17 protein-coding genes and 1 pseudogene are annotated in these 19602 nt (G+C 55.9%); 9 read left to right on the top strand and 9 right to left on the bottom strand.

Features of this window, described 5'->3' with window-relative positions:
- Nucleotides 1–12 precede the first annotated feature (12 nt).
- The gene (gene cysE / locus DAI21_RS03755) at nt 13–834 is read left to right on the top strand and encodes a serine O-acetyltransferase (RefSeq protein ID WP_059180464.1); all 822 of its coding nucleotides are present in this window, start codon (nt 13–15) and stop codon (nt 832–834) included.
- A 37-nt stretch (nt 835–871) separates the two neighbouring features.
- On the opposite strand, the gene trmL is transcribed toward cysE, so the two are convergent.
- The 8 genes from trmL to DAI21_RS03715 form a co-directional block, all read right to left on the bottom strand.
- Nucleotides 872–1345, bottom strand: a complete 474-nt coding sequence (gene trmL / locus DAI21_RS03750; RefSeq protein WP_107702518.1) for a tRNA (uridine(34)/cytosine(34)/5-carboxymethylaminomethyluridine(34)-2'-O)-methyltransferase TrmL — start codon at nt 1343–1345, stop codon at nt 872–874.
- Between the two features lie 39 nt (nt 1346–1384).
- Complete coding sequence (gene lldD, locus DAI21_RS03745) at nt 1385–2572, bottom strand: FMN-dependent L-lactate dehydrogenase LldD (protein WP_107702517.1); 1188 nt, start codon at nt 2570–2572, stop codon at nt 1385–1387.
- Nucleotides 2569–3342 carry a transcriptional regulator LldR gene (gene lldR, locus DAI21_RS03740; RefSeq protein ID WP_100778174.1) on the bottom strand — a complete coding sequence of 258 codons (774 nt, stop codon included), beginning with the start codon at nt 3340–3342 and terminating at the stop codon, nt 2569–2571. The genes lldD and lldR overlap by 4 nt, the downstream gene beginning before the upstream one ends.
- Nucleotides 3339–4994, bottom strand: coding sequence for an L-lactate permease (lldP, locus tag DAI21_RS03735; protein WP_102105053.1), 1656 nt, complete (start codon nt 4992–4994; stop codon nt 3339–3341). Before lldP ends, lldR begins: the two co-directional genes overlap by 4 nt.
- Before the next feature lie 270 nt (nt 4995–5264).
- On the bottom strand, nt 5265–5627 hold the full coding sequence (locus DAI21_RS03730) for a YibL family ribosome-associated protein (protein ID WP_100778172.1): 363 nt from the start codon (nt 5625–5627) through the stop codon (nt 5265–5267).
- A 57-nt stretch (nt 5628–5684) separates the two neighbouring features.
- Nucleotides 5685–6275 (bottom strand): mannitol operon repressor MtlR, encoded by a 591-nt coding sequence (gene mtlR, locus DAI21_RS03725; RefSeq protein ID WP_102105052.1) that lies wholly within the window; start codon nt 6273–6275, stop codon nt 5685–5687.
- Nucleotides 6272–7435 carry a mannitol-1-phosphate 5-dehydrogenase gene (mtlD, locus tag DAI21_RS03720; protein WP_107702516.1) on the bottom strand — a complete coding sequence of 388 codons (1164 nt, stop codon included), beginning with the start codon at nt 7433–7435 and terminating at the stop codon, nt 6272–6274. The genes mtlR and mtlD overlap by 4 nt, the downstream gene beginning before the upstream one ends.
- An 83-nt stretch (nt 7436–7518) precedes the next feature.
- Entirely contained in the window at nt 7519–9429 is a 1911-nt protein-coding gene (locus DAI21_RS03715; RefSeq protein WP_102105050.1) for a PTS mannitol transporter subunit IICBA, read from the bottom strand.
- A gap of 658 nt (nt 9430–10087) precedes the next feature.
- Between DAI21_RS03715 and DAI21_RS03705 the strand changes: the two genes are divergently transcribed.
- From DAI21_RS03705 to aldB, 6 genes are all read left to right on the top strand, one after another.
- On the top strand, nt 10088–10444 hold the full coding sequence (locus DAI21_RS03705) for a DUF3302 domain-containing protein (protein WP_102105048.1): 357 nt from the start codon (nt 10088–10090) through the stop codon (nt 10442–10444).
- Between the two features lie 2 nt (nt 10445–10446).
- Nucleotides 10447–11583: an HlyD family secretion protein gene (locus DAI21_RS03700; RefSeq protein ID WP_100778167.1), complete on the top strand. Its 1137-nt coding sequence runs from the start codon at nt 10447–10449 to the stop codon at nt 11581–11583.
- 62 nt (nt 11584–11645) lie between these two features.
- Nucleotides 11646–12254, top strand: coding sequence for a glutathione S-transferase (locus tag DAI21_RS03695; RefSeq protein ID WP_102105046.1), 609 nt, complete (start codon nt 11646–11648; stop codon nt 12252–12254).
- A gap of 102 nt (nt 12255–12356) precedes the next feature.
- Nucleotides 12357–13742, top strand: coding sequence for an L-seryl-tRNA(Sec) selenium transferase (selA, locus tag DAI21_RS03690; protein ID WP_370447039.1), 1386 nt, complete (start codon nt 12357–12359; stop codon nt 13740–13742).
- Complete coding sequence (selB, locus tag DAI21_RS03685; RefSeq protein WP_107702513.1) at nt 13739–15589, top strand: selenocysteine-specific translation elongation factor; 1851 nt, start codon at nt 13739–13741, stop codon at nt 15587–15589. Before selA ends, selB begins: the two co-directional genes overlap by 4 nt.
- 104 nt (nt 15590–15693) lie before the next feature.
- Nucleotides 15694–17232 carry an aldehyde dehydrogenase AldB gene (gene aldB, locus DAI21_RS03680; RefSeq protein WP_102105043.1) on the top strand — a complete coding sequence of 513 codons (1539 nt, stop codon included), beginning with the start codon at nt 15694–15696 and terminating at the stop codon, nt 17230–17232.
- Here the strand turns inward: aldB and DAI21_RS03675 are convergent, their stop codons facing one another.
- Nucleotides 17233–18192, bottom strand: a complete 960-nt coding sequence (locus tag DAI21_RS03675; RefSeq protein ID WP_100778162.1) for a LysR family transcriptional regulator — start codon at nt 18190–18192, stop codon at nt 17233–17235.
- A 118-nt stretch (nt 18193–18310) separates the two neighbouring features.
- Between DAI21_RS03675 and DAI21_RS03670 the strand changes: the two genes are divergently transcribed.
- Nucleotides 18311–19051 (top strand): MipA/OmpV family protein, encoded by a 741-nt coding sequence (locus tag DAI21_RS03670; protein ID WP_100778161.1) that lies wholly within the window; start codon nt 18311–18313, stop codon nt 19049–19051.
- Between the two features lie 292 nt (nt 19052–19343).
- Nucleotides 19344–19587, top strand: a pseudogene (locus DAI21_RS03665) (type II toxin-antitoxin system HicB family antitoxin); the annotation flags it as partial.
- Nucleotides 19588–19602 lie beyond the last annotated feature (15 nt).

Raw genomic sequence — 19602 nt, 5'->3', positions numbered from 1 at the left:
CTGGAGTATGCAATGCCGTGTGAAGAACTGGATATCGTCTGGAACAATATTAAAGCCGAAGCCCGGGCTTTGGCCGACTGCGAGCCAATGCTGGCCAGTTTCTACCACGCGACGCTACTCAAGCATGAAAACCTCGGCAGCGCCCTGAGCTATATGCTCGCCAATAAACTGGCGTCCTCCATTATGCCCGCGATCGCTATTCGCGAAGTGGTGGAAGAGGCGTATGCCGCTGACCCTGAAATGATCGCCTCCGCCGCCTGTGATATTCAGGCTGTGCGCACGCGTGACCCTGCCGTCGATAAATATTCAACGCCGCTGCTGTATCTGAAAGGCTTCCACGCCTTGCAGGCCTACCGTATCGGCCACTGGCTGTGGAATGAGGGCCGCCGCGCGCTGGCGATCTTCTTGCAGAACCAGGTTTCCGTCACTTTCCAGGTCGATATCCACCCGGCGGCGAAAATTGGTCGCGGGATCATGCTCGACCACGCCACGGGGATTGTCGTCGGGGAAACGGCGGTGATCGAAGATGACGTGTCGATTCTGCAGTCCGTCACCCTCGGGGGTACCGGTAAAACCAGTGGCGATCGCCATCCGAAGATCCGTGAAGGTGTGATGATTGGCGCAGGCGCGAAAATTCTCGGCAATATCGAAGTGGGGCGCGGCGCGAAAATCGGCGCCGGTTCCGTGGTGCTGCAACCTGTTCCACCGCATACCACCGCCGCTGGCGTGCCAGCGCGTATCGTTGGCAAGCCAGAGAGCGATAAACCCGCGATGGATATGGATCAGCACTTCAACGGTATCCACCATACCTTTGAGTATGGTGACGGGATTTAAAACTTCGCGCGGGTAAGCGAATCGCTACCCGACAACATCAGCTTCGTAATACCGCGCCAGCATATCCCAGCTGGCGCCAGGCTTCGTACACTACTACCGACACCGCGTTCGACAGGTTCATGCTCCGGCTATCCGGCATCATCGGAATACGGATTTTTTGCTCAGCAGGCAGGGCGTCAAGAATAGTGGCAGGCAGCCCGCGCGTCTCCGGACCAAACATCAGATAATCGCCTTCCTGATAGCTCACCGCACTGTGTGCAGGCGTGCCTTTCGTCGTCAGGGCAAACATACGTTGCGGCTTTTGCGCTTCCATAAACGCGGCGTAATCGTGATGGCGGACCACGGCGGTAAATTCGTGATAATCCAGCCCGGCACGGCGCAGGCGTTTGTCATCCCACGCAAAACCCATTGGCTCGATAATATGCAAACGAAAACCGGTGTTGGCGCACAGGCGGATGATATTCCCGGTATTCGGTGGAATTTCTGGTTCGAATAAAACGATGTTAAGCATGCTGCCCCCTTAAAATGCGGGGGCAGGATACCACTTTCCCTACGCCGCGTCCCCTCGCGCCAATGGTGCCAGCGCCGCCGGTAATTTACTCAGCTCCTGCACCAGCGAATCCTTGCTGATCTCACCGATGGTTTTAGCCCCGGTCAGCGTCATCGCCACTTTCATCTCTTTTTCGATAAGGTTCAGCAGATTCGCCACGCCCGCCTGGCCATGCGTCGCCAGCGCATACAGATACGCCCGGCCCAGCAGCACGCTGTCAGCGCCGAGGGCAATCATGCGCACCACGTCCAGCCCATTGCGGATGCCGCTGTCGGCCAGAATCGCAATTTCGCCTTTCACCGCGTCGGCGATGGCCGGCAGCGCGCGCGCGGAGGAGAGCACGCCGTCAAGCTGACGCCCGCCGTGGTTCGACACCACAATGCCATCTGCGCCAAAATGCACCGCATCGCGTGCATCTTCCGGGTCGAGAATGCCTTTGATGACCATCGGGCCGTCCCAGAACTCGCGGATCCATTCCAGATCTTTCCACGAGATCGACGGATCAAAGTTATTCGCCAGCCAGCCGATATAATCCTCCAGCCCGGTCGGTTTACCGAGGTACGCCGAAATATTCCCCAGATCGTGTGGCCGACCGTTGACGCCCACATCCCACGCCCACTGCGGATGGGTGACCGCCTGCCAGTAGCGACGCATGGCCGCGTTCGCGCCGCTCATACCCGAGTGGGCATCGCGATAGCGGGCGCCCGGCGTCGGCATATCGACGGTAAACACCAGCGTTGAACAGCCTGCCGCTTTGGCACGCTCAAGGGCGTTACGCATAAAGCCGCGGTCGCGCAGGACGTACAGCTGGAACCACATCGGACGCTTAATGGTCGGTGCCACCTCTTCAATCGGACACACTGAGACTGTCGAGAGCGTAAACGGGATACCTTTAGCATCAGCCGCCGCCGCCGCTTGCACCTCACCGCGACGAGCGTACATGCCGCACAGGCCAACGGGTGCCAGAGCCACAGGCATCGACAGCGTCTCGTTGAACAGCTTCGTTTCCAGACTCAGATCGGACATGTTCTTCAGCACACGCTGGCGCAGCGCCACTTCGGACAGGTCCTCCACGTTGCGGCGCAGGGTGTATTCGGAATACGCCCCGCCGTCGATGTAGTGGAACAGGAATGGGGGCAGGATGCGCTGCGCCGCTGCGCGATAGTCACTGGCTGCGGAAATAATCATGCTTTGTTCTCCCTGGAAATATCATGATCGCCGGGCAGGCGGGTAATGCGCGCCTGCCGGGCCTGATCTTCATCGAATCGTTTGATGGTGGTATGGACGAAACCGAGATGGGCCATCATCGCTTTACGCGCGGCGTCGGCGTCGCCCTTTAGAATGGCGTCGAGCACGGCCTGATGCTGCTCCGTGAGCTGGGCAAAGACCGGAGGGACGAGATACATGCGCTGGCGGCTCTGCTTAACAGAGGATTGCAGCAGATCGAAAAAACCGCGCATGGTTTGCAGCAGCACCACGTTGTGTGAGGCCTCGGCAATGGCGAGATGAAAACGCACGTCCGCCTGCGAGGCGATATCCGGGTTGTCGCTCTGCGTCGCCTCAAAGCAGGCTTTGAGCTTCTCTTTGTCGGCGTCCGTCGCGCGCATCGCTGCGTGCCAGGCGGTGCTGGCTTCAATGGCATGGCGGGCTTCGAGGATATCGAAACTGTAATCCGGATCGTTCTCCATCAGCGTTTTAAGAGGCTGAACGATGTTTTGCTCAGACCAGTCGTCATGCTGCCAGCGGACAAAGGTCCCGCCGCCGCGACGGCTGAGCAGCACGCCCTCGCTGACCAGCGTCGCCAGCGCTTCGCGCAGTGAATTACGCGACACGCCAAGCAGCGCCGCTAACTGGCGTTCCGCGGGCAATTTCATGCCCGCTTCCAGCTGTTGTTCTTCAATCAGCGCCCGCACGCGAGAGGCAATCTCGTCGGACAGGCGTCTGGGCATCACTATCATGGAATCATCCAGGTTAAGACGTAGGCCTGAAGCGTGGTAATCACGCCCACCATACAGGTGAATATCAGGCTGTGTTTGACGGTAAATCGGAACAGGTCCGACTCTTTACCCACCAGTCCCACCGCTGCACAGGCAATGGCGATGGATTGCGGGGAGATCATTTTGCCGGTCACGCCGCCGGTGGTGTTCGCCGCGACGAGCAGCACGTCCGAAACACCAATCTGCTGTGCGGCGGTCGCCTGAAGCGCGGCAAAGAGGGCGTTGGATGACGTATCGGAACCGGTCAGGAACACGCCCAGCCAGCCGAGGAACGGCGAGAAGAAGGTGAATGCGTGCCCCGTATGGGCCAGGGCTAACGCCAGCGTCGATGACAAACCGGAGTAGTTCGAGATAAACGCGAACGCCAGCACCATACCGATAGAGTAAATCGGCAGCGCCAGCTCTTTCAGCGTGCTGGCAAAGGTCTGAATAGCCGCCGCCGGTTTCATGCGCAGCCACACCACAGAAAGAATCGCCGCAAACAGGATCGCCGTGCCGGTCGCAGAGAACCAGTCGAATTTATAGACCGCAGCATACGGCGTCGCTTCGTGAACGACCGGCGGCATGCGGGCAACCATTTTGTCGAGGAACGGCACGGAGATGTTAATCACCATGTCGTAGAGCGCACCGCCAGGGGCGAACAGCGCTTTGAACGGTGGGACGCTCCAGAGGGTGACCGTCGCGGTCAGAAACAGGAACGGCGACCAGGCACGCACAATCTGGCCGACGCTGTAATGGGTGCGTGCCAGAGTCTGATCGACCTGCGCCGCGCCCATATCGCCAAAGCGGAAGATGCGCACCGGCTGCCAGCGCTTCAGGAACAGGGTGAGGCAGACCAGCGATACCAGCGACGAGATGATGTCCGGCAGTTCCGGGCCGATAAAGTTCGAGCTGAGATACTGGGCGATAGCAAACGAACCACCTGCAACCACCACCGCAGGCCAGGTCTCTTTCACGCCGCGCCAGCCGTCCATAATCGCCATGATCCAGAACAGCACGATAATGGTCAGGAACGGCAGCTGACGCCCCACCATCTGGCCGATTTCGAAGCTGTCTAAACCGGTAACCTGCCCGGCGACCAGAATGGGAATGCCCATCGCGCCGAAGGCTACCGGAGCGGTATTGACGATCAGGCACAGGCCCGCAGCATACAGCGGATTAAAGCCGAGACCCACCAGCAGCGCAGCGGTGATTGCCACAGGCGCACCAAAGCCCGCCGCCCCTTCGAGGAACGCGCCGAAGCAGAAACCGACAATCAGCATTTGCAGGCGCTGATCCGGGGTAATGGAGAGAATCGACGAGCGAATGATGTCGAATTGCCCGGTCTTCACCGAGATTTTATAGACAAACACCGCCGCGATGATGATCCAGGCGATTGGCCACAATCCGTAGAAGAAACCATACACCACCGACGCAAGGGCGTGATCGACCGGCATTTTGTAGAAGAACAGCGCCACCACCAGCGCAATCGCGACGGTGTAGGTTGCGGCGAGATAGCCCTTCAGCTTGAGCTTAATCAGCGCGAAGAAGAAGAACAGAATCGGTAGCGATGCGATCAGGCTCGACAGCCAGATGTTTCCGGCCGGATCGTAGTTTTGTTGCCAGAGGCTCATTGCAGGTCTCCTGAGGACCACACATTCCGCTTCGCGGTGAGTCTGCGCTCATCTCAGCGTCACAGTTTGTGTAAAAGTGGTCCTGCCAATAGTGTGATGTAGGGGTAATGACAACAAATGGTTAATCAAATGTTATGGATGGGCAATGATTTTGTGAGCAGAAATAATGGAAGTGTGAACCAGGGAAGTATTGGTCAGGGGATTGGTTGGGCCAATTTTAAGGAGAGGGGGGAGCAGGCCGGGTAAGCATGGCGTCACCCGGCAGCTAAATCAGAACGCCGTCTTCGAAAAGCCGGTCATCTCTTTCAGGCCCATTTCACGGCCCAGTTCGGTCATCGGGTGCACAACCACCAGGCCGCGCACGCTTTTTTTCAGCTTGCCCATGTCGGCCTGTTCTTTTTTGGTGATCGCACGGCGATGCGGCATGTCCATCAGCTTCTGCGCTTCTTTGCTCAGCTTGTGGCCTTTCACGGCACGCAGACGGTCGATTTCTGCTTCCAGCGTCGCTTTCTCTTTTTCCAGCTCAGCGTATTTCTCAGCGGACTCAACCAGCGACATATCAGCCTGCTGGTGGCGGATCAGATCCAGGCGATCGCTCAGGCGTTTAATTTCGTTCTTTTCGACTTCTTTCATCACATATAGCTCTAAAAACGGGGGAATTAAGAGAAGGATACACCAATGTGCGCAGGGTTACTTCTGAAACGCTTTTTTTAAGCTGATTCGTGAAATCAGCTCAGTCAGGGAAAGGACCATCGTAGAACGCACAACCTGTTGATAACGAAGCTTTTGCATCGCATACAGTTCAGGATCGCTGTTATCGAAATGCGGTGCCGGCGGCAGGGCGGTGACGCAGTGTAATTCGCCAAACGGCCCGAGAATTTCATCGTCGGTAAAAGCGTACTCATTACCGTCGTGATTTAGCTCTTCGCGCAGGGCCATCAGCAGTTCCGCATCTTCATACTCGGGCCTGCTGAGGACGCCGAGGCCATAAATGAGCTTCAGGCGCACCGACAGATCGCCCAGCGGTCCGTCGCCGTCCAGTAACGGTTCTACAGCATATTTTACCGCGTAGTCGTCTTTGCGGAACACCTGAAGTACCAGAATATTCACCGCCTCGGTGAGTAACTCGACGGCGGCAATCAGGAAACTTCGTACGGTTTTGCCAGCATTCAGACGCTCAAGCACACGGTTTTCAAAGGCCTGGGTTTGTTCCATTATTGCCTGCATATCTGACAATCTGTCGTTCGGGCGCAGGAGAACCTGCGCCTGATCCTGAATCATTTGGTTGCGTTATATGCGTTAACCGCCTCCACAACCACGCTACTATTGGCCTCAAGCCCTGAAATCTCGGCAAGTGCCGCCTGCGGGCCTTTGGTATCGATCAATTGAGCCAGCTCCTGCGCCTGTGGGTCCTGCTCGCTGCGATAGTGCATGGCGCCCGCAATCCCTTTTACCAGGTTGGCGTGCGGCAGGTCGTACTCCAGCGTGCCCAGCAGCGGTTTGATCAGGCGATCGCCGGCGCTCAGTTTACGCAGCGGCTGACGACCGACGCGCTCAACGTCATCTTTCAGATACGGGTTTTCGAAACGACCGAGGATTTTCTGAATGTATGCCGCATGCTTCTCGGCATCAAAACCGTAGCGTTTGATCAGGACCGCGCCGCTCTCTTCCATCGCACCTTTTACCACCGCACGGATTTTCTCATCGAGAATCGCATCACGAATGGTCTGATGACCGGCCAATTTTCCGAGGTACGCGGTTATAGCATGCCCGGTGTTCAGCGTGAAGAGTTTGCGTTCGACAAATGCCATCAGGTTATCGGTTAATTCCATACCCGGGATCGTCGGCAGCGGGCCTTTGAACTGAGTTTTATCAACAATCCACTCGCTGAAGGTTTCAACGGTTACTTCCAGCGGATCGTGAGTGGCGGATTCAGACGGCGGGACGATACGGTCCACGGCGGAATCGACAAAGCCAACGTGCTCTTCGACCCAGGCTTTATCTTCGTCGGCGACGGCGGCCAGAACGTGGCCTTTCAGCTGCGTGGTACCGCGCACCATGTTTTCACAGGCGATGATATTCAGTGGCGTGGTGATGCCCTGGGCTTTACGTTTTGCCAGACCTTTCGCGACGGCAGGGGCGATACGCTCAAGCACAACCGGACCGACGGCGGTGGTCACCAGATCAACGCTGGCGATCAGGTCAATAACGTCGTCGCCAATGCTGCTGACGGCATTCACACCCGAGACGGTTTCAACCAGCTCGTTTTCGCCCACGACGTGAACCTGGTAGCTATGACGGGCATTCAGGGCGTCGAGCACCACTTGATTCACATCGGCGAATGTCAGCGTAATGCCCGCGTCTGCCAGCAGTTTGCCGATAAAACCACGACCGATATTACCTGCGCCAAAATGTAATGCTTTCATAGTATTAACCTTCATCAATGTTTTTACCCGAGAGGGCTGGGGTGAGGCATTTCCCTCACCCTAACCCTCTCCCGTTTGGGAGAGGGGATAGGACGCTGTTACTTGTTCAGCAGCGCCAGCACTTCTTCAACGCTGGTGGTCTGCGCCAGGCGCTCGATGACGGATTCATCATCCAGAGCGTTGGTCAGGCTGGTAATCACCTGGATGTGCTCGTTGTTGCGAGCGGCGATACCAATCACCAGACGGGCGATGTCGTCTTCTTCTTCACCGAAGCGCACGCCTGCCGGGTACTGACAGAACACCACGCCGGTTTTCAGAACGCGATCTTTCGCTTCAACCGTACCGTGTGGCACCGCGATGGATTCACCCAGATACGTTGGCGTCAGTTTCTCACGCGCCAGCATCGCATCAACATATTCTGGCTCGACGTAACCGCCTTTCACCAGCTGCTCACCCGCAAAGCGAATCGCTTCTTCTTTGTGGCTCGCGGTGCGGCCGAGGAAGATGTTTTCAGCGCCCAGACGGAACAGGTGGCTGTCGTTTGGATCAAAGCTGTCTTTCAGGCTATCACGGACTTTCACTTCGTTGTCGGTGTGACGCTGTGCCGCTACCAGACGCTCGGTCAGGCTAGAGTACAGGCCGCTGTCGAGGAAGTTCGTGAGTGAAATGTGTTGTGCCTGTGGAACCTGACGCATCGCACGTTCTGTCAGATCGCGGTGCGTGATGACCAGGTCGACATCCGGTGGCAGGCTGTTGATTGCGCTGTTGGTCACGGAGATGTTGGTCAGGCCCGCATCCTGGACTTTCTTACGCAGCACGCCAGCACCCATGGCGCTTGAACCCATACCGGCATCACAGGCTACGATGATTTTACGCACGTGGCTCAGGTCGTTAGAGACGTCACCCGCAGTCAGCGGCGTTGCAGCGCCTTTGGATTCGGCTTTCATATCCTGCATACGACGGGTCGCAGCGTCGATATCGTCTTCTTCTTTCACTTTGCTGGTTTTCAGCAGGATTGCGGAAACCACGAAGGAGACAGCCATTGCCGCGCAGATTGCCGCGATGTTAGCGAAGTAGGCACCTTTTGGCGTCATCGCCAGAACCGCCAGGATAGAACCCGGAGATGCAGGAGAAACCAGACCGCCGCCCAGCACGCTCAGAGTGAACACGCCAGTCATACCGCCGAGGATAACGGCCAGGATCAGACGTGGGTTCATCAGCACGTATGGGAAGTAAATTTCGTGGATACCGCCCAGGAAGTGGATGATAGCCGCGCCGCCAGCAGACTGTTTAGCGCTGCCGCGACCGAAGAACATGTACGCCAGCAGAACACCCATACCCGGACCTGGGTTAGCTTCAATCAGGAAGAAGATGGATTTGCCCAGTTCATGGGACTGCTGAATACCCAGCGGTGAGAAGATACCGTGGTTGATCGCGTTGTTCAGGAACAGGATTTTCGCTGGTTCTACAAAGATAGAGGCCAGCGGCAGCATGTCGTGAACGACCATGAAGTTAACGCCCGCAGCCAGCACTTTCGACAGCACTTCAACCGCAGGGCCGATACCCAGGAACGCCAGAATCGCCAGGATCATACCGATGATGCCAGCGGAGAAGTTGTTCACCAGCATTTCGAAGCCGGATTTGATCTTGCCATCAACCCAGACGTCAAATTTCTTAATTGCCCAGCCGCCTAAAGGACCTGCAATCATCGCACCGAGGAACATCGGCATATCCGCACCGACGATAACGCCCATGGTGGTGATAGCACCGACCACACCGCCGCGATCGCCGCCAACCAGACGACCACCGGTATAACCGATGAGCAGTGGCAGCAGATAGGTAATCATTGGGCCAACGAGTTTCGCCAGCGTTTCGTTCGGCAACCACCCTGTCGGAATAAATAACGCAGTGATGATACCCCACGCGATAAACGCGCCGATATTTGGCATCACCATGTTGCTCAGGAAACGACCAAAGCTTTGCACTTTGATCTTGATATCGGATGACATAAAACACCCCTTCTTCTGTTTACGCTTAGGCTTGCGGCCCGAGGTTTATCGTTAATGTGCGGCGGCAGAGGTAGCCGAGCCCTGTTCTGATGCTGTGAAATCTGGCACTGAATCGTTCAACTGTCCAGACAGCGAAATTTTGTGTGATCTCAATCACGTAAATGTAGGGGGTGGGGCTAAAATTGAAGTGATCTTCGTCACAAATGTGGTGTGTAAAAAAAATACACAGGGGAAAAATCCGCCAGGATTGACGCTTTTATGTGATCATAATCACATTTTGTGTTGGCGGGTTTGTTGGATGTTTGTGATCATCTTCACAATAAATTTGAAGGCAGATTTCTCCAGGTGTGATCGCCGCCCACTTCTGTTTTGTCAATTCAGCCAGGCTCTAATCCAGTCCCTGATTTTCCACAACATGGTTCATCCCTTAGTGTTATGGAGAAAAAGCGTAATGAGGATTAATCTGCTAATGTAAGATTAAGTAGATTATTAGTCAGGATATATTTTGTCACGCTATTAAACTTGCGCGGAGATATTTTAATAATAATACTCCACGGCTCTAATTTATATGTGCAAAGAAATTGCACAGTAAGAAATTAATTTGGTTGCTTACCATTTAATATTTTTAAAGAGTTGAAGCTATTTTAGTGAGGCAAATATGTTCCTTAACTATTTCGCGCTGGGCGTATTGATTTTCGTTTTTCTGGTCATTTTTTATGGGATCATTGCGATTCATGATATCCCCTATTTGATGGCGAAAAAGCGTAATCATCCCCATGCCGATGCGATCCATACAGCGGGCTGGGTCAGCCTGTTTACGCTGCATATCATCTGGCCATTCCTGTGGATTTGGGCCACGCTGTACCAGCCCGAGCGCGGATGGGGGATGCAAAATCACATTGCGCAGCCCCCGCAGCAACCCGATATTGATGCCCTCACCAGACGCGTTACCGAGCTGGAACACCGGCTAGCCGCGGAGCCAACGCCCGCAGAAAAAAATACGCCGGAGAGCTAATCATGGATCTGCTAATTATTCTGACCTATGTCGCGTTTGCCTGGGCGATCTTTAAAATCTTCCGTATTCCGGTTAACCAATGGACGCTCGCCACCGCCGCATTAGGTGGGGTATTTATCGTCGCCGGTTTGATCTTATTAATGAACTATAACCACCCTTATACATTTACGGCGCAAAAAGCGGTGATTTCTATTCCGATCACGCCGCAAGTGACCGGGGTGGTGAGTGAAGTGACGGATAAAAATAACCAGCTAATTAAAAAAGGCGACGTGTTATTTAAAATCGATCCGGTTCGCTATCAGGCCCGAGTCGACAGACTGCAGGCTGATCTGGTCACCGCCACCTACAATATTGACGTGCTGAAAGGCCAGCTGTCGGAAGCGCAGGCCAATACCACCCGCGTCTCCGCAGAGCGCGACCGCCTGTATAAGGATTACCAGCGCTATCTGAAAGGCAGCCGGGCGAAGGTAAACCCGTTTTCTGAAAGCGATATCGACAACGCACAGCAAAACTATCTGGCGCAGGATGCGATGGTGAAAGCCTCGGTGGCCGATCAGGCACAAATCAAAAGCCAGTTAGACAGCATGGTCAACGGCGAGCAGTCGCAGATTGCCAGCCTGCGGGCACAGCTGACCGAGGCGAAGTACAACCTCGAACAAACGGTGGTGCGTGCGCCGAGCGATGGTTATGTCACTCAGGTGCTGATTCGCCCCGGCACCTATGCCGCAGCACTCCCGCTGCGCCCGGTGATGGTCTTTATTCCTGACCAAAAACGCCAGATTGTCGCTCAGTTCCGCCAGAACTCTCTGCTGCGCCTGAAACCGGGTGATGACGCGGAAGTGGTCTTTAACGCGCTACCGGGGCAAGTATTCCACGGCAAACTGAGCAGCATTCTGCCGGTCGTGCCGGGCGGTTCCTACCAGGCGCAAGGCTCACTGCAATCCCTGACGGTGGTACCTGGCACAGACGGCGTGCTTGCCACTATCGATCTGGACCCTAGCGCGGACGTCGATGCCCTCCCTGACGGGATTTATGCCCAGGTGGCGGTCTATTCCGACCACTTCGCGCACGTCTCCGTCATGAGGAAAGTGCTGCTGCGCATGACCAGCTGGATGCATTACCTGTATCTCGACCATTAACGTTCTGCTTTTTTTGTTGCCTGATCCATACTTACACTTTTGTTGGCGTAAAGGATCAGGCAATGAAACTCATCGGCAGCTACACCAGCCCCTTCGTACGTAAGATTTCGATTCTCCTGCTGGAAAAAGGCATCACGTTCGAGTTTGTGAACGAACAGCCCTATCACGCGGAAACCGGCGTGGCACAGTACAACCCGCTCGGGAAAGTGCCGGCGCTGGTAACCGATGATGGCGAAACCTGGTTTGATTCTCCAATTATTGCCGAGTACATCGAGCTGCTCGGGATTGCCCCGGCGATGGTGCCCCGTGAGCCGAAAGCGGCACTGGCGATTAAACAGATCGAAGCGCTGGCCGACGGCATCATGGATGCGGCGCTGGTGTCGGTGCGTGAACAGGCGCGACCTGCCGCGCAGCAATCCGAAGCGGAGCTGGTGCGTCAGCGGGAAAAAATCAGCCGCAGTCTTGATATGTGCGAACAGCTGCTTCAGGACGGGAAACTCAAAACCGACGCGCTCAATCTGGCGACCATCGCCATCGCCTGCGCGATTGGCTATCTCAATTTCCGCCGCGTTTCTCCCGGCTGGTGCGTGGATCGCCCGCTGCTGGTCAAACTGGCCGAAACGCTCTTTAGCCGAGAAAGCTTTGCCCGCACCGAACCACCAAAGGCTTGACGCGGGTTATAACACTTCACCTCTGTACGCTGTACAATCCCTCTGCACGTTGACTCCCTCCCCCGTCGGGAGGGGGTAGAACTCCAACCGCCAGGCATGTTAATGACTACTTATCGTTCCCTCTACAGCCAGATCCCTGCGACCGATCGCCTGCTGCGCGATCCCCGATTCACCCCTCTTCTTGAACGGTCCGGGCACACCCGCATGGTGGCGCTCCTGAATGTGATGCAGGATGAAGCCCGCCTGCACATTCAGACGCAAAATACGCTGCCGCAGTGGTGCGAGGACTGGGCGAACGAGGTGGAGAAACGGCTGACAGCGCATACGCAAAGCGCGTTGCGTCCGGTGATCAACCTGACGGGAACGGTGATGCACACCAATTTAGGCCGCGCGCTACAGGCGGAAGAGGCGATAACGGCGGTCACGCAGGCGATGCGATCCCCGGTGACGCTGGAGTACGATCTGGACGGTGCCGGGCGTGGACACCGCGACCGCGCGCTGGCTGATCTTCTGTGCCAGATAACGGGCGCGGAAGATGCCTGCATTGTGAACAATAATGCGGCGGCGGTTCTGCTGATGCTGGCGGCCACCGCCAGCGGCAAAGAGGTGGTGGTGTCGCGCGGCGAGCTGGTGGAGATCGGCGGCGCGTTCCGCATTCCTGACGTGATGCGTCAGGCGGGCTGCGAGCTGCATGAAATCGGGACCACCAACCGCACGCATGCGAAAGATTATCGCGCGGCGGTTAACGAAAACACCGCGCTGCTGATGAAAGTCCACACCAGCAACTATCACATTGAAGGCTTTACCAAAACGGTGGAAGAGGCGGAGCTGGCGGAAATTGGCCGCGAACTGAACGTGCCGGTCATTGCCGATCTGGGCAGCGGTTCGCTGGTGGATTTGAGTCTCTACGGTCTGCCGAAAGAGCCGATGCCGCAGGAGATGATCGCCGCAGGCGTGAGCCTGGTGAGCTTCTCCGGCGACAAACTGCTCGGTGGCCCACAGGCCGGGATTGTGGTCGGTAAACGTGAACTGATTGCGAAGCTCCAGCAGCACCCGCTGAAACGCGCCCTGCGCGCTGATAAAATGACCCTCGCTGCGCTGGACGCCACGCTGCGGCTTTATCTCCATCCGGAGAAACTGGCCGAACGTCTGCCAACGCTGCGTCTGCTGGCGCGCGATGCGGCCTCGATTCGCGCTCAGGCGGAACTGCTACTGCCGCAAGTCGCCGCACACTTCCCCGATTTCGACGTGCGCGTGGAACCCTGTCAGTCGCAGATTGGTAGCGGATCGCTGCCCGTTGACCGCCTGCCCAGCGCCGCGCTGACTCTGACGCCGCGCGACGGGCGCGGAAGCCAGCTCGACGCCTTGTCTGCGCGCTGGCGTGCGCTGCCTACGCCGATTATCGGGCGCATTTACGATGGTCGCCTGTGGCTGGATCTGCGCTGCCTTGAAGATGAAGAACGGTTTCTGGAGATGTTGTTGAAATGATTATTGCCACTGCCGGTCACGTTGACCACGGAAAAACGACGCTGTTACATGCCATTACCGGCGTGAATGCCGATCGTCTGCCGGAAGAGAAAAAGCGCGGCATGACCATCGATCTTGGCTACGCCTACTGGCCGCTGCCAGACGGTCGGGTACTCGGCTTTATCGATGTGCCAGGCCATGAAAAGTTTCTCGCCAATATGCTGGCCGGGGTCGGCGGTATCGATCACGCTCTGCTGGTGGTGGCCTGCGACGACGGCGTGATGGCGCAAACGCGTGAGCATCTGGCGATTTTACAGCTGACGGGCCAGCCGCAGCTGACGGTGGTGCTCACCAAAGCGGATCGCGTCGACGAGAGCCGCATTGACGAAGTGCGCGAAGAGATTCGCTCTACTCTTCTGGAGTACGGTTTCCCCTATGCGCCGGTTTTTGTCACAGTAGCGACTGAAGGGCGCGGAATCGACGAACTACGCGACCATTTACAGCATCTTTCCTCCCGCGAACCGGCCAGCGATCACAGCTTCCGTCTGGCAATAGATCGCGCGTTCACCGTGAAAGGGGCCGGACTGGTGGTGACCGGGACGGCGCTCAGCGGTGAAGTGAAGGTGGGCGATAGCCTGTGGCTGACGGGCGTGAATAAACCGATGCGCGTGCGCGGGCTGCACGCACAGAACCAGCCCACGGAACAGGCCCAGGCGGGGCAGCGTATCGCCCTGAATATCGCCGGTGATGCGGAAAAAGAGCAGCTCAATCGCGGTGACTGGCTGCTGGCCGACGCGCCGCCGGAGCCTTCCACGCGGGTGATTGTCTCTCTGCACACCCACGCGCCGCTCACCCAGTGGCAGCCGCTGCATATTCACCACGCCGCCAGCCACGTGACGGGCCGTGTCTCTTTGCTGGAAAACGATTTGGCTGAGCTGGTGCTGGATAGCCCTTTGTGGCTGGCGGATAACGACCGGCTGGTGCTGCGTGATATCTCTGCGCGCGTCACCCTGGCAGGCGCCCGCGTGGTGACGCTCAATCCGCCGCGTCGCGGAAAACGTAAGCCTGAATATCTGCAGTGGCTGGCGGCGCTGGCACAGGCAGAAGACGACCAGGCTGCGCTGGCGGTGCATCTTGAGCGCGGTGCAGTGAATCTCGCCGATTTCGCATGGGGGCGTCAGCTGAGCGGTGACGGTTTGCGCCAGCTTACGCAGCAGCCTGGCTTTATTCAGGCCGGATACAGCCTGCTTAATGCACCGGTTGCCGCCCACTGGCAGCGCAAGGTGCTCTCTACGCTTGCGACCTACCACGAACAGCATCAGGACGAGCCAGGCCCAGGCCGCGAACGTCTGCGCCGTATGGCGCTGCCGATGGAAGACGACGCGCTGGTACTGCTGCTGATAGAAAAGATGCGCGAAAGCGGCATGATCCACAGCCATCACGGCTGGTTGCATCTGCCGGATCACAAAGCCGGATTTACCCCGGAACAGGACGCCATCTGGCAAAAAGCCGCCCCGCTGTTTGGCGATGAACCCTGGTGGGTGCGCGATTTGGCCCGCGAAACTGCGACGGATGAAGTGGTGATGCGTCAGGTATTGCGCCACGCCGCGCAGCAGGGGCTGATTACCGCGATCGTCAAAGATCGCTATTACCGTAACGATCGCATCGTCACCTTTGCCAGTTTGATCCGCGATCTGCATCAGGAAAAGGGATCGACCTGCGCTGCCGACTTCCGCGATCGCCTGAACGTGGGCCGCAAACTGGCGATACAAATTCTGGAGTATTTCAATCGTATTGGCTTCACGCGCCGTCGGGGTAATGACCACCTGTTACGCGATTCGCTGCTGTTCCCGCAGATCGAAAAATAACCGCGCAAATAATCCGTGATACCTGTCGTAAAGCTGTAAGCGGCTGGCGAGAAATTCGCCAGCTGTGACTACCCTTGTTAGACACCAACAGCAAGGAGACGGTCATGACGAACAATCCTCCCTCAACGCGTATGCAGCCTGGCGAGTATGGTTATCCTCTCAAGCTAAAACCCCGGTATGACAACTTCATTGGCGGCGGCTGGGTCGCGCCGGTCGACGGCGAATACTACTCCAACCTGACCCCGGTGACCGGGCAGCCGCTGTGCGAAATTGCCAGTTCCGGCAAAAAAGATATCGATCTGGCGCTCGATGCGGCCCACAAAGCGAAAGAGAAATGGGCGCACACCTCCGTTCAGGACCGCGCCGCGATCCTGTTCAAAATCGCCGACCGAATGGAGCAAAACCTCGAGCTGCTGGCCGCGGCAGAAACCTGGGATAACGGTAAACCGATCCGCGAAACCACCGCCGCGGACGTGCCGCTGGCGATTGACCATTTCCGCTATTTTGCCTCCTGTATTCGCGCCCAGGAGGGCGGGATCAGCGAAGTGGACAGCGACACAGTGGCTTATCACTTCCAGGAGCCGCTGGGCGTGGTCGGGCAAATCATTCCGTGGAACTTCCCGCTGCTGATGGCGAGCTGGAAAATGGCCCCCGCGCTGGCGGCGGGTAACTGCGTGGTGCTCAAACCGGCGCGCTTAACGCCGCTGTCGGTCTTGCTGCTGATGGAAATCATCGGCGATCTGGTGCCGCCAGGGGTGATAAACGTGGTGAACGGCGCGGGCGGCGAAATCGGTGAATATCTGGCGACCTCAAAACGTATCGCGAAAGTGGCGTTTACCGGCTCCACGGAAGTCGGCCAGCAGATCATGCAGTACGCCACGCAAAATATCATTCCAGTGACGCTGGAGCTGGGTGGTAAATCGCCGAACATCTTCTTCGCCGATGTGATGGACGAAGAGGACGCCTTCTTTGATAAAGCGATGGAAGGCTTTGCGCTGTTTGCCTTCAACCAGGGCGAAGTCTGCACCTGCCCGAGCCGCGCGCTGGTTCAGGAATCGATTTATGAACGCTTTATGGAACGCGCTATTCGTCGTGTGGAATCCATTCGCAGCGGAAACCCACTGGACAGCGTGACGCAGATGGGCGCGCAGGTTTCTCATGGGCAGCTGGAAACCATTCTGAACTATATCGATATCGGCAAAAAAGAGGGCGCGGATGTCCTGACGGGTGGCCGACGCAAAGTGCTGGAAGGCGATCTGAAAGACGGCTACTACCTGGAGCCGACCATTCTGTTTGGTCAAAACAACATGCGCGTTTTCCAGGAAGAGATTTTCGGCCCGGTGCTGGCGGTGACAACCTTTAAAACCATGGAGGACGCGCTTGAGCTGGCCAACGATACGCAATACGGGCTGGGTGCCGGGGTCTGGAGTCGCAACGGTAATCTGGCGTACAAAATGGGACGCGGTATTCAGGCCGGGCGTGTCTGGACTAACTGTTATCACGCCTATCCGGCCCACGCGGCATTTGGGGGATATAAACAATCGGGCATCGGACGTGAAACCCATAAGATGATGCTGGATCACTATCAACAGACGAAATGCCTGCTGGTGAGTTATTCCGACAAACCGCTGGGACTGTTCTAATTAATCAGAGCGGGTCGCCCCTGGGACGGCCTGCTTAATTCGCTCTCGCAGACTGTTCAGCACACCATCCAGAATGTACTGAACCCGCCACGGCTGATATTCGCGCTTGCGGAAAATAGCCGTCAGATCCAGCCACCACTCCTCCTGATGAGAAAAACAGGGCATTAAGATGCCTTGCTCAATCTCGCTTTTCAGGCTCTCTTTTGGCGCAAACACGATACCAAGGTGGTTGCGCGCCAGCTCCAGCGCCGTTTGTGTATTATCACAAATATAATTACCGGTGACTTTATAATCGCGCACTTCGTCGCTGCCATGAACGCGAAAACGCCAGATGTTAGCATCATCCACTAATATGGAATCTAACAAAATACAGGAGTGTTTAATTAAATCATCGGGTCCGTTAATAGGACGCTTTTTGATATATTCTGGTGTGGCGAAGGCGGTAACAGAATATTTTGTTAGCTGATAAGCAACCAGGCTTTCATCTTTGGGTTGTGCATAGGTAATTAAGATGTCGCAGTCGTCAGGAAACGTGACGCCTTCAGATAATTCATTACGATTAGGATTATAGGTTTTTAAACAAATGCGAATATCGCCGATCTCTTCGAGAAGATGGATCACATGGCGAGCGAGATAGGTGTTGATCCCTGTAGGCGCGTAAATCGTGACGCGTCCGCTTTTTTCATGTTTATAATCGGCGATAAAATTAATGAGTTGATTATTTTTATCAAGTGATGCGTTGATATAAGGGAGCAGGACCTCGCCGAACTGCGTGAGCGCCAGTTGACGGGTGGTACGTTCAAAAACTTTCAAACCCACGCGGGTTTCAAAATCTGCGAGATATTTACTGACATTGGCCTGCGCCATGCCTAACAACGCGGCGGCGTCTCCGATACTGCCGGTGGCGGCAATAACAGAAATGATTTTTAACTCACGCGGCTTAATCTGTAAATTATTCATCACGTACGCTCATCTATATGATTTCATATATAATATTATATAAACACATTCATTGCATCGGCAAATTTGTAACCATTATTATTCGCCTCGTTTGTTAGGCATTTAATGGATACAGGGAATGATTACTAAAAAGAATTTGCTCATCACCACAACCTTATTTTTCGCTTCATCAGCAATGGCGGGTGAATTTTCATTGGGTGCGGGCGCTGTTTTCAATGAATCGCCTTACAAAGGGTATAACGAAAATACGACTGCGGTTCCACTCATTAGTTATGAAGGCGATAATTTCTACGTGCGTCAGACCACCGCCGGTTGGGCGTTGTGGAAAGACAGTAAGAATGAACTCAGCCTGACGGCGTCCTGGATGCCGCTGCATTTTGATCCCGATGACAATGACGACCACGCGATGAAGCAGCTCGATGAGCGCAAAGCATCTGCATTCCTGGGAGGCGCCTACTATCGCCACGAGCGCTGGGGTAGCCTGAAGTTTGGCGTTGCGGCGGATGCCATGGACGAAAGTGGCGGGGTGGTGGGTGAAATTTCCTACTTCCACCCGATCCGCATGGAGCGTCTGACCCTGATTCCGTCCGTGGGTGTGTTTTACTATGACGAAAGCTTCAACGACTACTACTACGGTGTTTCCGGTAAAGAGTCTCGCCACAGTGGTATGAACGAATACACCGCGGGCGATAGCTGGAACCCGTACGTGGGACTGGTCGCGAAATACAAACTGACCAATAACCTTTTCCTGAATGCCAGCGCGGTTTATACCGTGTTGCCGGATGACGTTAAAAACAGCCCAATGATCGACCGCGAAGACAGTTTCGTGCTGATGACCGGCATGAGCTGGCGCTTCTGAGTTCAAAAAGCGGTCCTCAAGGATGAGGCTGCTTCACCTACTTTCCCGGTGGTGCTGTGCTTGCCCGGCCTGCGGTAGTCAGACCGGGCAGGTTTAGCGTCGTCGGGTATTACGAGCCTGCCTCCACAATCTGCTGTAACTCTCACGTTTGCCTGTTCTCTTTGCGAACTCCTTTCCCGCTTTGATTTTTTGCCACTGAAGTCGCTTAGCCAATAGGTTATCGTGATCTCAAGTGCCTGGCTGGGCGTGTCACAGTCGAGGGATATCCAACAGTCAATTTGCAGGAGGGGTTATATTCTACCCGGCTTATATTCATACCGACCGCGATGGCCGTGCGAGCGGCTTTTTCCCGGATGTACCGGGGTGTTTTTTTGCTGGTGGAGATCAATATGCAGCAATTTGATGGCAGAGCAGAGCGCATCAGTATCACGCTCCCCCGCCGTTTATTAGTGAAAATTGACGCGTTTATTAGCGAGCATCCGCAGTTCAGCAACCGAAGCGCCTTTCTTGCCGAGGCAGCACGGCGTGTGCTGCCTGGAAGATGGTCAGGA

The sequence above is a fragment of the Lelliottia sp. WB101 genome (assembly GCF_003051885.1).
In the GTDB taxonomy this organism is placed as follows: domain Bacteria; phylum Pseudomonadota; class Gammaproteobacteria; order Enterobacterales; family Enterobacteriaceae; genus Enterobacter; species Enterobacter nimipressuralis.
The sequence above is the reverse complement of the archived record's forward strand: the minus strand, read 5'-3'. Positions and strand labels throughout refer to the sequence as shown.

Coding starts and splice junctions, on each gene's coding strand:
- cysE (WP_059180464.1), top strand. CDS start 13: ATGCCGTGTGAAGAACTGGATATCGTCTGGAACAATATTAAAGCCGAA.
- trmL (WP_107702518.1), bottom strand. CDS start 1,345: ATGCTTAACATCGTTTTATTCGAACCAGAAATTCCACCGAATACCGGG.
- lldD (WP_107702517.1), bottom strand. CDS start 2,572: ATGATTATTTCCGCAGCCAGTGACTATCGCGCAGCGGCGCAGCGCATC.
- lldR (WP_100778174.1), bottom strand. CDS start 3,342: ATGATAGTGATGCCCAGACGCCTGTCCGACGAGATTGCCTCTCGCGTG.
- lldP (WP_102105053.1), bottom strand. CDS start 4,994: ATGAGCCTCTGGCAACAAAACTACGATCCGGCCGGAAACATCTGGCTG.
- DAI21_RS03730 (WP_100778172.1), bottom strand. CDS start 5,627: ATGAAAGAAGTCGAAAAGAACGAAATTAAACGCCTGAGCGATCGCCTG.
- mtlR (WP_102105052.1), bottom strand. CDS start 6,275: ATGATTCAGGATCAGGCGCAGGTTCTCCTGCGCCCGAACGACAGATTG.
- mtlD (WP_107702516.1), bottom strand. CDS start 7,435: ATGAAGGTTAATACTATGAAAGCATTACATTTTGGCGCAGGTAATATC.
- DAI21_RS03715 (WP_102105050.1), bottom strand. CDS start 9,429: ATGTCATCCGATATCAAGATCAAAGTGCAAAGCTTTGGTCGTTTCCTG.
- DAI21_RS03705 (WP_102105048.1), top strand. CDS start 10,088: ATGTTCCTTAACTATTTCGCGCTGGGCGTATTGATTTTCGTTTTTCTG.
- DAI21_RS03700 (WP_100778167.1), top strand. CDS start 10,447: ATGGATCTGCTAATTATTCTGACCTATGTCGCGTTTGCCTGGGCGATC.
- DAI21_RS03695 (WP_102105046.1), top strand. CDS start 11,646: ATGAAACTCATCGGCAGCTACACCAGCCCCTTCGTACGTAAGATTTCG.
- selA (WP_370447039.1), top strand. CDS start 12,357: ATGACTACTTATCGTTCCCTCTACAGCCAGATCCCTGCGACCGATCGC.
- selB (WP_107702513.1), top strand. CDS start 13,739: ATGATTATTGCCACTGCCGGTCACGTTGACCACGGAAAAACGACGCTG.
- aldB (WP_102105043.1), top strand. CDS start 15,694: ATGACGAACAATCCTCCCTCAACGCGTATGCAGCCTGGCGAGTATGGT.
- DAI21_RS03675 (WP_100778162.1), bottom strand. CDS start 18,192: ATGAATAATTTACAGATTAAGCCGCGTGAGTTAAAAATCATTTCTGTT.
- DAI21_RS03670 (WP_100778161.1), top strand. CDS start 18,311: ATGATTACTAAAAAGAATTTGCTCATCACCACAACCTTATTTTTCGCT.